The sequence below is a fragment of the Curtobacterium sp. SL109 genome, assembly GCF_026672405.1.
GTDB lineage: Bacteria > Actinomycetota > Actinomycetes > Actinomycetales > Microbacteriaceae > Curtobacterium.
This window is the reverse complement of sequence record NZ_JAPPRB010000002.1, coordinates 744,517-758,210: the sequence shown is the minus strand read 5'-3', so window position 1 is coordinate 758,210 and position 13,694 is coordinate 744,517. Positions and strand designations below refer to the sequence as shown.

17 protein-coding genes are annotated in these 13,694 nt (G+C 74.3%); 11 read left to right on the top strand and 6 right to left on the bottom strand.

From position 1 onward, the window contains the following. Positions 1–41 precede the first annotated feature (41 nt). From OVA28_RS05090 to OVA28_RS05080, 3 genes are read left to right on the top strand one after another with little or no spacing between them, the layout of a single operon-like run. Positions 42–2,489 (top strand): hypothetical protein, encoded by a 2,448-nt coding sequence (locus OVA28_RS05090; protein WP_268096007.1) that lies wholly within the window; start codon positions 42–44, stop codon positions 2,487–2,489. Continuing rightward, the gene (locus tag OVA28_RS05085; RefSeq protein WP_268096006.1) at positions 2,486–3,352 is read left to right on the top strand and encodes an ABC transporter ATP-binding protein; all 867 of its coding nucleotides are present in this window, start codon (positions 2,486–2,488) and stop codon (positions 3,350–3,352) included. Before OVA28_RS05090 ends, OVA28_RS05085 begins: the two co-directional genes overlap by 4 nt. Continuing rightward, positions 3,349–4,011 carry an ABC transporter ATP-binding protein gene (locus tag OVA28_RS05080; RefSeq protein ID WP_268096005.1) on the top strand — a complete coding sequence of 221 codons (663 nt, stop codon included), beginning with the start codon at positions 3,349–3,351 and terminating at the stop codon, positions 4,009–4,011. Before OVA28_RS05085 ends, OVA28_RS05080 begins: the two co-directional genes overlap by 4 nt. A 12-nt stretch (positions 4,012–4,023) precedes the next feature. Here OVA28_RS05080 and OVA28_RS05075 read toward each other — a convergent pair whose 3' ends face one another. Together OVA28_RS05075 and OVA28_RS05070 are read right to left on the bottom strand one after the other, a co-directional pair. After that, positions 4,024–4,191, bottom strand: a complete 168-nt coding sequence (locus OVA28_RS05075; protein ID WP_268096003.1) for a hypothetical protein — start codon at positions 4,189–4,191, stop codon at positions 4,024–4,026. Next, positions 4,188–4,883, bottom strand: a complete 696-nt coding sequence (locus tag OVA28_RS05070) for a hypothetical protein (RefSeq protein WP_268096002.1) — start codon at positions 4,881–4,883, stop codon at positions 4,188–4,190. Before OVA28_RS05070 ends, OVA28_RS05075 begins: the two co-directional genes overlap by 4 nt. Positions 4,884–5,109: 226 nt before the next feature. Between OVA28_RS05070 and OVA28_RS05065 the strand changes: the two genes are divergently transcribed. The 8 genes from OVA28_RS05065 (at position 5,110) to OVA28_RS05030 (ending at position 11,246) form a co-directional block, all read left to right on the top strand. Beyond that, positions 5,110–5,625 (top strand): hypothetical protein, encoded by a 516-nt coding sequence (locus OVA28_RS05065; RefSeq protein ID WP_268096001.1) that lies wholly within the window; start codon positions 5,110–5,112, stop codon positions 5,623–5,625. Beyond that, positions 5,622–6,302, top strand: coding sequence for a response regulator transcription factor (locus OVA28_RS05060; protein ID WP_268096000.1), 681 nt, complete (start codon positions 5,622–5,624; stop codon positions 6,300–6,302). The genes OVA28_RS05065 and OVA28_RS05060 overlap by 4 nt, the downstream gene beginning before the upstream one ends. Next, entirely contained in the window at positions 6,299–7,558 is a 1,260-nt protein-coding gene (locus tag OVA28_RS05055) for a sensor histidine kinase (protein ID WP_268095999.1), read from the top strand. Before OVA28_RS05060 ends, OVA28_RS05055 begins: the two co-directional genes overlap by 4 nt. A gap of 47 nt (positions 7,559–7,605) precedes the next feature. After that, complete coding sequence (locus tag OVA28_RS05050) at positions 7,606–8,346, top strand: DUF4232 domain-containing protein (RefSeq protein WP_268095998.1); 741 nt, start codon at positions 7,606–7,608, stop codon at positions 8,344–8,346. A 160-nt stretch (positions 8,347–8,506) separates the two neighbouring features. Next, complete coding sequence (locus OVA28_RS05045; RefSeq protein WP_267419579.1) at positions 8,507–8,812, top strand: hypothetical protein; 306 nt, start codon at positions 8,507–8,509, stop codon at positions 8,810–8,812. Continuing rightward, positions 8,809–10,230, top strand: coding sequence for a hypothetical protein (locus tag OVA28_RS05040; protein ID WP_268095997.1), 1,422 nt, complete (start codon positions 8,809–8,811; stop codon positions 10,228–10,230). Before OVA28_RS05045 ends, OVA28_RS05040 begins: the two co-directional genes overlap by 4 nt. A 67-nt stretch (positions 10,231–10,297) precedes the next feature. Further along, positions 10,298–10,765 (top strand): hypothetical protein, encoded by a 468-nt coding sequence (locus OVA28_RS05035; protein ID WP_268095996.1) that lies wholly within the window; start codon positions 10,298–10,300, stop codon positions 10,763–10,765. Positions 10,766–10,793: 28 nt separating this feature from the next. Beyond that, a complete protein-coding gene (locus OVA28_RS05030; RefSeq protein WP_268095995.1) occupies positions 10,794–11,246 on the top strand; it encodes a hypothetical protein in 453 nt (150 codons plus the stop codon). 62 nt (positions 11,247–11,308) lie between these two features. Here OVA28_RS05030 and OVA28_RS05025 read toward each other — a convergent pair whose 3' ends face one another. From OVA28_RS05025 to uraD, 4 genes are read right to left on the bottom strand one after another with little or no spacing between them, the layout of a single operon-like run. Further along, positions 11,309–11,890: a nucleotidyltransferase family protein gene (locus tag OVA28_RS05025; protein ID WP_268095994.1), complete on the bottom strand. Its 582-nt coding sequence runs from the start codon at positions 11,888–11,890 to the stop codon at positions 11,309–11,311. A 30-nt stretch (positions 11,891–11,920) separates the two neighbouring features. Continuing rightward, positions 11,921–12,865, bottom strand: a complete 945-nt coding sequence (pucL, locus tag OVA28_RS05020) for a factor-independent urate hydroxylase (protein WP_268095993.1) — start codon at positions 12,863–12,865, stop codon at positions 11,921–11,923. A 5-nt stretch (positions 12,866–12,870) separates the two neighbouring features. Continuing rightward, positions 12,871–13,200, bottom strand: coding sequence for a hydroxyisourate hydrolase (uraH, locus tag OVA28_RS05015; RefSeq protein WP_268095992.1), 330 nt, complete (start codon positions 13,198–13,200; stop codon positions 12,871–12,873). Then, a complete protein-coding gene (gene uraD, locus OVA28_RS05010; RefSeq protein ID WP_268095991.1) occupies positions 13,197–13,691 on the bottom strand; it encodes a 2-oxo-4-hydroxy-4-carboxy-5-ureidoimidazoline decarboxylase in 495 nt (164 codons plus the stop codon). The genes uraH and uraD overlap by 4 nt, the downstream gene beginning before the upstream one ends. Positions 13,692–13,694: the final 3 nt, after the last annotated feature.

Below are 13,694 nucleotides of genomic sequence, written 5' to 3'. Positions count from 1 at the left end.
CCCCCCTCGGGAGAATCGTCGCGGAGCACCGCGCACCCCTCGTGGCCATCGCGGTCGTGACCCTGCTCGCCGCACTGCTGGCCGGGTCCGTGCTGTCGGTCCTCGGCGCGCTGGCGACGGCCGGCACCCGAGCCGACCTCGACCGGGCGACCGCGACGGACCGGGACCTGCAGGCGACGTTCGCCGTCGTCGCGGGGGACGCCGAACCACCCGCGACGGCGCAGACCGTGTTCGACGGGCTCGGCGACGACCTCGACGCGGTGCACCGGTCGATGCCCGGAGCACTGCGCGCCGCGACCGGACGAGCGGGCTGGTACGCGGCCACCGGGTACCTCGGGCTCGACGCACTGCCGTCGAAGGTCCCGGCGTCGGTGTCCGTCGCGACCGACCCCGCGTTCGCCGACGTGGTGCGCTTCACCGAGGGCCGGGCGCCACGACCGGCGCGGGACTCCGCCACGGTCGAGGTCGCCGTCTCCCCCGCCGTCGCCGCGGCCGTCGGATGGCGGGTGGGGCAGGTCCGGACCGTCGCCGGCGAACTGTCGCTCGAGCTCGTGGGTGTCTACCGGCCGCTCGACCGGCACGACCCGACGTGGGGACACGTGCCCACGACGCTCCGGCCGGCGACCGCGGGGACCGGTGACGGCGGCACGACGGTGTCGGCCACGGCGTTCGCCGCGACGGGGTCCTTCGGCCACGTCGCCGATGACGGCCGCACCACCCAGGGCCACGCGTGGTTCCCGGTCCGCACGGACACCGTCACCGCGTCCGGACGCCCGGGCCTGGTGGACGCCGTCGGCCGGTTCCTCGCCACCCGGCAGCCCCTGCCGAGCACGGCGGCCGGGTCGGTGGCCTTCTCGACGGGTCTGCCGGGGCTGCTCGACGCCTCCGTGGCCCGCGACGCCACGGTCGGCACGCTCGCGGCGGCACTCGGCTCCGGGCCGGCCGGTGCGCTCGTCGCACTCGGTGCACTGCTGGCCCGACTCGTGCTCGACCGTGCCGAGGCCGGCCTGCGGCTGCTGGGAGCGCGCGGCGCCTCCGACCGTGTGGTCCGCTCGGTCGCCGCCGGGCTCGTCGCCGTCGCCGCGGTCCCGGGTGCCGCTGCGGGCGGGGTCCTCGCGGTCCTCGTGCAGCTGACGCCGCTCGGTGGGTCGGCGCCCGCCCCGCTGCAGGCCGTGGTCGCTGCGCTGCTCGCCGCCGTCGTGCCGTGCGCCGCGGCGGCGGTCCTCGCGCCCACGGTGCGGGTCGGAGCACGTCGTCGCGCCGTCCGACCGGTCGTCGAGGCCGCCGTGCTCGTCGCGACGGTGGCGGCGGTCGTCGTCACGACCAGGAGCGGCGTCACGACCAGCGCGCCCGGCGGCTCGGTGGACCCCCTGGCCGCGGTGCTGCCGCTGCTGCTCGCCGGGTCCGGCGTCGTGGTCGTCCTGCGCCTGCTGCCCGTCGTGCTCGGACGGCTCGTCGCCGTCGCCCGACGTCGCCGTGGCGTCGCGATGCTCGTCGGGGTCGTGACCGCCGCGCGCTCCGCCGTCGCGCAGGCCGTCCCGCTCGTCGTCGCCGTGATCGGCATCGCCGTGGCCCTGTTCGCGACCGTCGTCGGCAGCACGCTCGAGGACGGGGTCGCCCAGGCGGCCCGCCGGAGCGTCGCGGCGGACGTCGCCGTGTCGTCGGTGGCCCTCGACCCCGACCAGGTCGCCCGCGTCGCCCGCGTCCCCGGCGTCGCTGCCGCGGTCGGTGTCTCCACCACGGACGAGGTGTCCTTCGACACCCCGGACGGCGCCGTCCAGGCCGTGGTCCTCGTCGCCGACGCGGACCGACTCGCCGCTGTGCAGCGCGACGTCCCGGGAGCGCTCCCCGCACCGGCGGCACTCCGGACGACCCGGGGCGAGCGTGTCCCCCTCGTCGCGTCGCGGTCCCTCGCCGAGGCCACCGGGCGGGACTCCAGCGTCCTCGGGACGGACACGCGCGTGGTGGCGACCGCCCCGGACGCGGTCCCGTTCACCCTCGCGAAGCGCTGGGTGCTCGTCGACACGGCCGTCGGGGTGGCTCGGACCATCGACGCCGACCCGCGCGTCCCGGGCACCCGTGCGGTCGCGGTCTCGGCAGCGGTGCTCGGTGGTGCGCTCGGCCTCGGCACGCTGGTCGTCGCGGGGGTGACGGCGGGGTCGTCGCGTCGGGCTCGGACCCGCCTGCTCGGGGTGTTCGGCACGACCCCGGGTGACGCGCGGGCCGTCGTCGTGGCCGAGACGCTCCCGCTCCTCGTGGCCGCACTGGTCACGGGGACCGCCGTGGCCGTCGGGGTCGTCGCGACCACGCTGCCCTCGGCTGACCTGCGCTCGTTCACCGGAGCCGTCGTCCGACCGGTGGTCTCGGTCGACCCCGGGCTGCTCGCCGGGGTGGCCGGTGGACTGCTCGTGGCGCTCACGGGCGTCCTCGTCCTGACCGTCCGCGCCGGCGCCCCCGCGCACCACCGCCCGACCAGGAGGAACCGATGAGCACCACCCCCGACATCGTCTGCCGCGACCTCGTGCGGATCTACCGGTCCCGCGACGTCGAGGTGCAGGCGCTCCAGGGCCTGACCCTGACGGTCCGAGCGGGCGAGATGGTCGCGCTCGTCGGTGCCTCGGGCAGCGGCAAGTCGACGCTGCTCGGGATCCTCTCCGGGCTCGACGCCCCCTCGGCCGGGCAGGCCGTCGTCGCGGACGTCGACCTCGGGTCACTCGACCGTCGCGGTCGCACCCGCTTCCACCGCCACAGCGTCGGCTTCGTCTGGCAGCAGACCGCGCGCAACCTCGTGCCGTACCTCACGGTCAGCGAGAACGTCGCAGCGGTCCTCACGGTCGCGGGCGTGCGCGGCCGTCAGCGTGACGAACGGGTCCGCGAGGTGCTCGACCTCGTGGGCATCGGCGACCACGGTCACGAGCTGCCCGGGGCGTTGCCGGGTGGTGTGCAGCAGCTCGCCGCGATCGCCGTGGCCCTGGCCAACCGCCCGCGGGTCCTGCTCGCCGACGAGCCGACGGGTGCGCTCGACCGTGCCGCCGCCCGGGCCGTGCTCGCGACGATGCGGGCGGTGAACGAGCACGAGGGCGTCACCGTCCTCATCGTCACCCACGACCCGACCGTCGCCGAACAGGTGCGACGGACGGTCCGGATCCGGGACGGACGCACCTCGACCGAGACCATCCGCGACGACCTCGGGAACAGCCCGGGAGAGGAGTTCGCCGTGATCGACGAGGCGGGGCGCCTCCAGCTGCCCGAGTCCTTCCAGCTGGCGCTCGGGCTGCGCGACCGCGTCCGGCTCAGCCTGCAGGACGACCACGTCGTCCTGCGCCGCGGCGACGACGAGGTGGACCGGTGAGCGGCCCCGTGCTCGAGGCCTCCGGGCTCGGGTGGGACGTGACCACCGCGGCCGGCCCGCTCCGGGTCGTGCACGACGTGGACCTGCGCGCGGACCGCGGCGAACTCGTGGTCGTCCGCGGTGCCTCCGGGTCCGGCAAGACCTCGCTGCTGCGGCTGCTCGCCGGCCTCGAGCGTCCGGACCGCGGCACGGTCGCCGTCGACGGGACGACCCTGGCCGGCCGGAGCGAGGACGAGCTCCGCGCACTCCGCCGCGACCGCCTGGCGATCGTCTTCCAGGACTTCTCGCTCCTGCCCGTGCTGACCGCGGCCGAGAACGTCGAGGTGCCGCTCCGCATCCGGCGCACCGAGCCGGCCGAGCGGGACGCGATGGTGGCCGAGGCGCTCGCGCTCGTCGGCCTGACCGGACACGAGCACCAGCGCCCCGACGAGCTCTCCGGCGGTCAGCAGCAGCGGGTCGGCATCGCCCGAGCGGTCGTCGGTCGACCGGGACTCCTGCTCGTCGACGAACCGACGGCACAGCTGGACAGCGCGACCGCCGCGGGGATCGTCGACCTGGTCGCCGGCCTCGTGCACGACACCGGGCTCGCCGCGGTGGTCACCACGTCGGACGACGCGTTCCTCGACCGGGCGACGCGGGTCGTCGACATCGAGCGCTGAGGGCAGTTGCCGTCAGCGCCAGAGGAACAGCAGCACGACGAGCCCGGACATCGTCAACGCCATCGCGCTGCAGATCACCGCGACGACGACGTCGTCCTGCGGCACCTCGTCCGCGTCGACCTCGCCGGCCCGACGAGCGCCGTGCGGTCCGACCTGGCCCGTCCACCCGTCCCCGTTCACGAGAACCGCGCGACGAGACCGGGCACGACGGCGTGCGGCTGGATCGCGACGAGGCGGTAGGACGCGCCCCCGTCGAACGTCAGCACGACCGTGTGCGGGCCGAACAGGTACGGCGACGCGGTGAGCCGGGGCCGGTTGGCGGTGAACTCGTAGACGACGTCCGTCCTGACGATCTCGGACCCCCTCGTCTCGTAGATCGACACCTCGTCGGGTGAGGTCGCCGTCGCACCGTCACAGGTGCTGTCGACGAGCCACTGTGTCGTCCCGATGCCGCGCAGGTCACTCGCGCTGATGACCGTGGACCTGACGTCGTCGCCGCAGATCTGCAGCCCCGGGTGGTCGGCGGCGCGGACGGCCTCGGTGAGCCCGGGGACGGTGTCCGTCCACGGCAGGGGGGTCTGCTCGCCGGGTCGTGGCGGTTGCCCCGGTGGGAAGACCGCGGGCGACGCCGAACTCGTCGACGATGCCGAGCTCGACGACGATGCCGAGGTCGAGGACGGCGCCGTACTCGATGACGACCCCGCGCTCGACGACGGCTCCGCGCTCGACGAGGCCGTGCGAGACGGCCCCGCGCCACCGGCTCCCGTCGCCGGCTCGGTCTCGACCGGCGACTGCGCGCAGCCCGCGAGCAGGCCGGACACGACCAGCACCGCCGCGACGACGGCCCCCGCCGTGGTCCTCGTCCGTTCCATGGGGTCCTCCTCCTGGTGGGGCACGACTGAGTGTCCGCTCCCGATGTCGGCGAACCTACGGAGCCACGGTGTCGACGACGTGACGGTCGTACCGGCAGGATGGCACCGACGGCACGGACGCCCGCGGCCCCGCGCGGCTCACGCTGTCACCGGACTGTCACACGCCTGCCGCGGTCGAGCCACGCCGACGCCGGAGACTCATGGACATCCGGACCAGGAGGACCCCATGCCGAGAACCGCCCGACGCCCCCGCCGCACCGGGATCACCGCGACCGCCGCTGCCGTCGCCACCGCGATCGTGACCTGTGTGGCAGCGTCGCTGAGCATGAGCGCGCTCGGCGCCCCGCTCCAGGACGGCACGCCCGTGTCGACGACCACGACCGCCACCAGCGCGTACTTCGCCGGCTGTGGGCGCGAGGCCGTCTCCTCGCCGCTCACGATCCCGATCTGGTGCGCGTCGACCGACCAGGTGCTGCAGGACCTCACCTGGTCCTCGTGGGGCGGGCAGACGTCCCGCGGCGTCGGCAGCTTCGTCGACAACCCCTGCGACTGCGCGAGCGGGGAGCTGCACCGGTACGCGGTCGCGGTCGCCTTCCACGACCGGGTCGACGTCGCCGGCACCACCCGGTACGAGCGCCTCCGGATCACCTTCGCGAACGGCCGCCCCGCGTGGGCCAGCCGTCCGACGATGTCGTTCCGCTGGAGCGACCAGGGGTTCGTCACCGACCAGGTGCTCTCGTGACCGACCCGGGCGACGGCGGCGCGATGGTGCTCCTCGCCGAGGACGACGACGACGTCCGCGAGACCACGCGCCTGCTGCTCCTCCGACGGGGGTTCCGCGTGCAGGAGGCCCGTGACGGCGTCGTCGCACTGGGCCTCGCCCGGGCCGCCCTGCCCGACATCGCCCTGGTCGACGTCGCCATGCCGCGGATGGACGGCATCGCGCTCGCCCGGGAGCTCGCCGAGCTGGCCGTCCCCGTGGTGTTCCTCACCGCCAGGGACCTGCCCACCGACATCGCCGGCGGGCTGCACGCCGGCGCGGACGACTACGTCACGAAGCCGTTCGACCCCGACGTCCTCGCGGCCCGGCTCACCGCCGTCCTCCGTCGCACCGGCGCACGACCGGCACGGACGGAACGGCTCGGCGCCCTGGTCGTCGAGCACGACGCCAAGCGGGTGCTGCGCGGTGCGACACCGATCACGCTCAGCGCGACGGAGTTCCGCGTCCTGCAGGCCCTCCTCGCGAACCGCGGTGCCGTGCTGTCCCGCGAGCAGGTGGTCGCGATCGTGTGGGGCTCCACGTGGCAGGACCCGCGGATCGTGGACACGAACGTGCAGCGCCTCCGCCGGAAGCTCGGGGTCGACGTCGTCGAGACGGTCCGCGGCTTCGGCTACCGGGTCGCGGCGGCCGGCCCGTGACGACCTGGAGCTCGACGCCGGGCACGACGGCCCCGCGCCCGGTCATCACCACGCACGTGCCCTGGCACCGCTCGCTCCGGGTCAGGACCGCCGCCGCCATGGCCCTGCTCGCCCTCACCCTCGTCCTCGCCGCCGGGGCGGTCTTCGCGCACACGTCCATCACGGGTGCCCGCGACCAGCTCCGCACGCAGGCCACCGCCCAGCTCCGCGAGATCGCCGCGACCGACGCGTTCGGCGGCACCCTGCCGTCGCGTGCCACCCGCGACCCCGCCGCACTGCCCGCGGAGCTCCGCGGGGCGTTGGACGCACGTGCCGTCGTGACGTACGACGACGGCACCTCGATGTGGGCCGCCCGGGGCGAGGGCGCCGACCTGCTCGCGACGCGCGTGTCCGGCGCACCGGTCCGACAGCAGTGGGCCGACCTGGTCCGCACCTTCGCGGTGAGCGGCGCCGGTGCCGCGCTGATCGCCGCGCTGGTGTCCTGGTTCGTCGCCGGACGGCTCACCCGTCGACTCCGCGTCACCGCCAGCACCGTCAACGACGCCATCGCGGGTCGGCAGGCGGACCGCCCGACCGCCGAGGACGACGAGGTGGGCGTGCTGTCCCGCGGCATCGCGGACACCGCAGCCGCGCTCGCCGTCCGGCTCGAACAGGAGCGCGCCGTCAGCGCCGACGTCGCCCACGACCTGAAGACCCCCCTCACGGCGCTCAGCAGCGCAGCCGCGCTGCTCGGGGACGACGAGGACGCCGACCGCATCCGACGACTCGTGCGGCGGCTGCGCGACCTGGTCGACGACCTCCTCCGGCTCGCCCGCGCGCAGCACGACGCCCCGGCCTCCGACGTCCGGCCACGGTCCCTCGCGCGGTCCGTCGAACGGGTGCTCGCCGACTCCCCGTCGAGCCACGTCCCGGTCCGGGTGCTCGCGGACGCCACCGTCGGGCTCGACCCCGACCGACTGGCACGTGCCCTGACGAACCTGGTCGGCAACGCGGAGCGCCACGGCGACGGCGACGTCGAGGTGGTCGTCGACGGCACCGAGGTCCGCGTCACCGACCGCGGGCCGGGGTTCCCCGAGGCGCTCCTCGCAGAGGGACCTCGGCGGTTCGGCGCGCTCGGCACCGCCGGCGGCACCGGGATCGGCCTCGCGATCGCCCTGCACCACGCCGACGCCACGGGAGCGCGGCTCGTGCTCCGCAACACCGACCGGGGCGCGAGCGCGAGCCTGGTCTTCGACCGCGCCCTGTCACCGGACTGACACACGCCTGCCGCAGCCGAGCCACGTCCCGGACGCACGCTGGTCCCATGACCACAGCACGCGTACGGACCATCCTGCCGATCATCGGCGTCACCGCGATGGCGCTCCTGCTGACCGCCTGCTCCGGCGGCGGCACCGGAGCAGCGACCGCCGCCCACCCGTCGACCGGGGCCTCGACCGGCACCTCGACGTCCGCCAGTCCCACCACCGGCCCCACCACCGCTCCGAGCAGGTCCACGCCCGCCGCCGCGACGCCGTCCACCGCTGCCGGAGCCGCGGCCCCGGCGCCCTCCCGCGGCTCCGGGACGGCCGCCGCTCCCGCACCCGCCAGCACCACCTCCGGCGACACGGCGAGCACACGGTGCGCCACCTCCCAGCTCACCGGGTCGGTCGCGGACGGCGGTGGCAGCAGCGCGGGCGCCACAAGGGTCGCGATCATCCTGCGCAACACCGGCGCGCGGTCCTGCACCCTGCAGGGCTGGCCCGGCGTCTCCTTCGTCGGGGGCGGCAACGGAACCCAGATCGGCAACGCGGCGACACCCGACCGCTCGACGCCGCACCAGACCCTCACCCTCCGACCGTCCGGTGAGGTCCAGGCGGTCGTGACCGTCCGGGACGCCGGCGACTGGGACTCCGCCACGTGCCACCCGCGCGTGACCGACGGCTTCCGCGTGATCCCGCCGGGGTCGCGCCAGTCGCTCTTCGTGCCCGCCACCGGGGCGCTGTTCGAGTCCTGCGCTGCGCCGGCGGTCCACCAGCTCAGCACGAGCGCGCTCGCGTCGTTCTGACGCCACCACCCACCGGACGGGAGGCTCTCCCCGCGACCGCCACCGAGCCTCCCGTCCGGCAGTGCTGACCACCGCCACCGGCGACGCCGAAGGTGCGCGACGGCCGCAGCCGCCCTAGGGTGGCTGCTGCACCCCGCTGTCGGGGATCATCGGGGGGACCATGGCTGGGGAACTACGGGTCGATGCGGGCGGGCTGTCGTCGCTGGTCGGCGACCTGAACGTCCACGGCGGGAGCGCCGGGCAGCAGGCGGCCGCCGCCGACGCCGCGCTGAGCACGGCTGTCGCCGCCGCCACCTCGCCACAGCTGAGCGGTGCCCTCGGACGGCTCGCCGGCCGCTTCCGTGGGCGCAGCGACGACATCGGTGTCCGCATGACGAGCCTCGCGGCGTCGCTCACCACGGCGCACGACGCGATCACCGCGACCGACAGCCACCTCGCTGCCGACGTCAGCGGCATGGGCCGGTGAGCGTCCTCGCCGGCGCGCTGACCGCCGCCGACGTCACGGACGTCACCGACGACGCCGCCGCGCTCCGTTCGGCCGCCCAGCGGTTCGCCGCCGCCACCGACGGCGTCCTGTCCGCCGCGACCGCCGCGTCGCGGTCCTGGTCCGGGCTCCCCGCCGTCTTCACCTCGGACGCCCTGCAGCCGGCGCTGACGCCGCTGATGGCGCCAGCGGTCGACAAGGCCAGGCACCTGCAGAGCGCCGGGGACGCGTTCCTCCGGGTCGCGTCCCGCGCCGCCAGCCGCATCGAGGAACTCGGCCTGGCCCACGACGCACTCGTGCGGCAGATCGAGGCCTTCCACGCCTCGGCCCCCGGGCAGGTCGCCGCCGAAGCCGCGAAGGCTGCGTCCTCCGGGGACCTCCTCGGCGCGGTCGGCGCCGTCGTCAGCAACTGGCAGCAGGTCCCCGCACTCGTCACCGAGGAACTCGGGCTGCGGATGCGCGTGCAGGCCCACAACGACGACGTCACCGCGACCCTCGACGCCGTCGCGGCCGAGCTCGACGGGATCACGCCGTCGACGGTCGCCGCCCACGCCGTCAGCACCACCGCGTCGGCCGCCAGCACGCAGGTCGGTGGCGGCGACGACAACTGGTTCGAGGACGCCTGGCACACGGTCAAGACCGTCACCGAGCTCGGTGTCACGATCGCGGGCGCGCAGGCCGCCGCCGGGCTCCCGTACCTGCAGGACGCCGCAGCCACCGCCGGCAACGTCTTCGCCTCCCTCGGGAACGCGATGGTGAACCACCCCGACGAGGTCCTCGAGCTCCTCGGCGGCCTGGCGACCATGGCCCTCGGGACCGCGATGGAGGGCGGCGGGGTCGCCCTCGACCTGACCGTCGTCGGTGCCCCTGCGGGTGTCGCGCTGAACGTCTCCGGCGCGGGCGTCATCGCCGCCGGCGCAGCCCTCGCCGGCACGGGCGCCATCGGGCTCGGCGTGCACGCGGCGACCGACGACCGGAGCACCCCGTACCGGACGGACAACGCCGAACGTGCCAGGAACGCCAAGGAGCCGAACGAGCAGCACCCGGGGCGGAACAACGACGGGACGTACCGGTCGGACGGGAACCAGCTCTCGCAGGCCGAGGTCAAGGAGAAGGAGCTCCGCGGCGTCCGCGAGGTCGCCGAGGACGAAGGCCTGCCCTTCCGCACCGACCAGAAGCTCGCCCACGTCGATGGCGCGCCGAACGGTCGCCTGTTCGACGGTCTGCTGGAGAAGCCAGACGGCACCCTCGCCGGGGTCGAGGTGAAGAGCGGCACCGCGTCGAGGAACACGCAGCAGCGGCTCTTCGACGACATGGTCAGCTACGACAACCCCGCGACCGTCACGATCGACGGCAAGGTCTGGAAGATCACGTCGGTCATCCTGAAGGAAGTCCCGTAGCGTCGACACCGACGCCACACAGCCGCGCGCTCCGCCGTGCTCACACCACCACTCAGACGGGGATCTCGTGTTCATCCACACTGTCAACAGCGCCAGCAACTCGAAGCTGTCGAACGAATTCCGCTCCCACCGCGACCAGATCCGGCGCATGCTCGGGCTGCTCGACGGCACGAGCGAGGGCCGCTTCGCCTACCAGCTCTGGTTCGTCCCGGACGAGGCCGGCTGGCCCGATGCTCCGGGCTACTCGAACGAGGACTGGAACAGCCGGTACATCCAGGCCGGCGGGAGCGCCGACCGCATGAGTGTGGAGCTGCAGCGCGTCGAGGACGGCCAGCTGCGTCACTACGTCGTCGGACGGCCCCACGACCTCGGCGAGCCGCTCTCCGAGTCCGTGAAGGTGGCGGGCACCGAGCACGCGGTCCACCCGGCAGAGGTGTTCGACGCGGACGAGGCGACCGACCTCTTCTTCCACTACTTCGGCGACAGCGGCACCGTCCCCGACGGGTACGTCCTGCGGATGCTCGACCTGTCCTAGGGTCCCCGGACCGACGCCGATGTTCATCATGACCACCAACGCCGCGTCGAGCATGCCGCTCATCGACAGCATCCGGCCGTTCCGCGACCAGATCCGCTTCAACCTCGGGCAGCTCGACAACGACGAGGACTGGTCGTACCAGCTCTCGTTCGTCCCGGACAGCGCCGGGTGGCCCGACGCGCCCGGCTACGACGACGAGGACTGGAACAGCCGCTACCTGCAGGCCGGCGGCAGCGCCGAGCGCATGAGCGTGGAGCTGCAGCGCGTCGAGGACGGCGAGCTGCGCCACTGGGTCGTCGGACGGCCGCACGACCTCGGCGAGCCCCTCACCGAGGCCGTCAACGTCGCCGGCACCGACCACCCCGTGCACCCGGCAGAGGTGTTCGACGCCGACGAGGCCACCGACCTCTTCTTCCACTACATCGGCGACAGCGGCACCGTCCCCGACCGGTACGTCCTGCGGCTCCTCGACCTGTCGTAGGGGTCCGGGGCCTGCGCCGATGTGCATCGTCGCCGGGGTCGCCGAGGCGACCACGCACCGCATCAGGGGCGGTCCTGGTCCTCGCCGTCCCACAGGTCCGCGCACTCGAGGGGCTCGGCGCCGTGCACCCGGAGGTACTCGCCCGCGCCCCGGTCACCGGCGAGCGCGGCGTCGAGCGCGTCCCAGTGCGCCCGACCGATCAGGACCGGATGCCCTGGTCGCCCGCCGTACACGGCACGGCGGAGCGTCTCCGGTCCGACACCGGTCCCGCCGAGCACCCGAGCGACAGCCGACGCCGGCAGCCGCGGGTTTTCGACGAGGGTGACGATCACCGCATCGACGTCACCACGGGATCGGAGCGCACGGAGCCCGGCACGGAGCGACGCGCTCACACCCGCACGCCAGTCGTCGGCCGTGACGAGCGTGGCGGGCTGGTCGTGGTCCTCCTCGGACCGGAGGAGCTCGCCCGCCTGCGTCCCGGCGGCCCCGAGGACGACGGTGACGTCCGGGCAGCCACCGTCCCGCAGCGCCCGCACCGCGGTCGACGTCCAGAGCACACCGGCGGAGTCACGGACGAGCCCCTTCGGCTGACCCATCCGCGTCCCCTGTCCCGCGGCCAACACCAGGCCGGCGACGTGGGTCACGGCTGTGCCTGACTCACGACCGAGCCGGACTCACACGAAGCCCGGCAGGGAGGCCCAGGCTGCCGGGGCTTCCGGCACACCGTCGCGGATCACCGTGCCGGAGATCAGCCCGTACGGACGGTCGGCCGCGTAGAAGACCTCGTTCGGGTTGTCGAGGCCGAACGGTGTCAGGTCGACCAGGAAGTGGTGCTTGTTCGGCATCGAGAACCGGACCTCGGCGAGCTCGGGGAACGTCTCGATCGCCGCGGTGCCCATCGCGAAGAGCGTCTGCTGCAGCGCGAGCGAGTGCAGTTCGCCGAAGGTGGCGAGCATGCGTTCGAGGACCGCGGCGTGCAGCGTGTTCCAGTCGATGCCCGCGTCCACCGCCTCGGGCAGGTACCGCCACCGCGCCGTCACCGAGGTCGCCAGGATGCGGTCGTCGGTCTCGCCCAGGGTCGTGTAGCGGTCACGGGGGAACCCGTGGAACTCGCTGCCGGTCGACTTGAGCACCGTCAGGTCGGTCACGCCGGCCACCACGTGCACGTCGGCGCCGTCGAACTGCACGACCGCGGTGCGCGTGCCGCTGCCCGACCGCACGAACGCGTGGTCGTGTTCCTGGCCGTCGACGAGGATCCGCGACCAGGCGTGCTGGTCGGCGGACAACGTGGCGCCGTCGTACCAGTCGTACGCCGTCGTGAAGTGGCGGCCGAGGCGCAGCAGGAACTCCTCCGGGCTGTGCACGCCGTGCTCCCGCGCGAAGGCGTAGACCGTGTTCTTCTGCGTGTCCGTGGCGACGACGTTCGCGTTGTCGCCCGACGTGTACGAGTCGGCGAGGGCCGCACCGCGCAGCTGGGTCGAGATCGTCAGGTCCTCGATCTCGTGCCGCTCGGTGTCGCGGGTGACGCGCACCAGGCGGACCTCGGCCTTGCCGTACTGGTTCGCGCCGAGACGCACGGTGGAGGTGGGGGTGACGGGCTGTTCGGTGGTGTCGGTCATGGCGATCAGTTCCCTCGGTAGGTCGAGTAGGCGAAGGGGTTGAGCAGCAGCGGCACGTGGTAGTGCGCCGCGGGTTCGGTGGGGACGGTGACCACGACGTCGACCCGGGGGTGGAAGGCCGTCACGCCCTGCGCCCGCCAGTACTGCCCGGTGGCGAACGAGAGCGTCCAGTCCCCCGGCTCGAGCGCATCGGGCCCGAGTGCGGCGATCCGGCCCGCGGAGTCGGTCGTGCCGGTCGCGACCACGGCGCCGGACGGACCGGTCAGGGTCACGTCGACGCCCGTAGCGGGCATGCCACCGGTGGTGTCGAGCACGTGGGTCGTCAGGTGGCTCATGCGAAGCTCCGGTCCAGTCGCAGCAGGGCGATCTCGCGCAGCTGGTCGGCGACCTCCGCACGCTCGGTCGTGTCGTCGTTGCCGAGCCGACGGTCCAGCTCGGCGAGGATCTCGGGCGCCGTCCGCCCGGCCGCCCGGATCAGGAAGACCCGGTCGAACCGCTGCTCGTAGGCGGCGTTGCCCGCGCGGATCGCCTGCGCGGTGCCGTCGTCCGCTCCAGCCGACGACGACTGCTCGTGCCGGGATGCCGCTGCTGCCGCGGTCTGTCCCTCCGGCCGGTCGCCGATGCGCGGGTGGTGCGACAGCGCCTCCGTGACCTCGTCGTCCGTCCACGTCGCGGCGAGCGCTGCCGCCCGCGCGCGGAGTTCGGCGACCGAGCCGTAGGGCCGGCCGTCCAGGACGGCGGCGACCCATCGTGGGACCGCAGCCCACGTGCTGACCAGCTCCCGAGCCTCCAGGCTGTCCAGACGGTCCAGGTCTCGGATGTCCATCGG

What these genes read in the sequence shown, in the direction of transcription:
- pucL (WP_268095993.1), bottom strand. Translation starts at nt 12,865, where the DNA reads ATGACCGACACCACCGAACAGCCCGTCACCCCCACCTCCACCGTGCGT.
- uraH (WP_268095992.1), bottom strand. Translation starts at nt 13,200, where the DNA reads ATGAGCCACCTGACGACCCACGTGCTCGACACCACCGGTGGCATGCCC.
- uraD (WP_268095991.1), bottom strand. Translation starts at nt 13,691, where the DNA reads ATGGACATCCGAGACCTGGACCGTCTGGACAGCCTGGAGGCTCGGGAG.
- OVA28_RS05030 (WP_268095995.1), top strand. Translation starts at nt 10,794, where the DNA reads ATGACCACCAACGCCGCGTCGAGCATGCCGCTCATCGACAGCATCCGG.
- OVA28_RS05070 (WP_268096002.1), bottom strand. Translation starts at nt 4,883, where the DNA reads ATGGAACGGACGAGGACCACGGCGGGGGCCGTCGTCGCGGCGGTGCTG.
- OVA28_RS05065 (WP_268096001.1), top strand. Translation starts at nt 5,110, where the DNA reads ATGCCGAGAACCGCCCGACGCCCCCGCCGCACCGGGATCACCGCGACC.
- OVA28_RS05045 (WP_267419579.1), top strand. Translation starts at nt 8,507, where the DNA reads ATGGCTGGGGAACTACGGGTCGATGCGGGCGGGCTGTCGTCGCTGGTC.
- OVA28_RS05050 (WP_268095998.1), top strand. Translation starts at nt 7,606, where the DNA reads ATGACCACAGCACGCGTACGGACCATCCTGCCGATCATCGGCGTCACC.
- OVA28_RS05085 (WP_268096006.1), top strand. Translation starts at nt 2,486, where the DNA reads ATGAGCACCACCCCCGACATCGTCTGCCGCGACCTCGTGCGGATCTAC.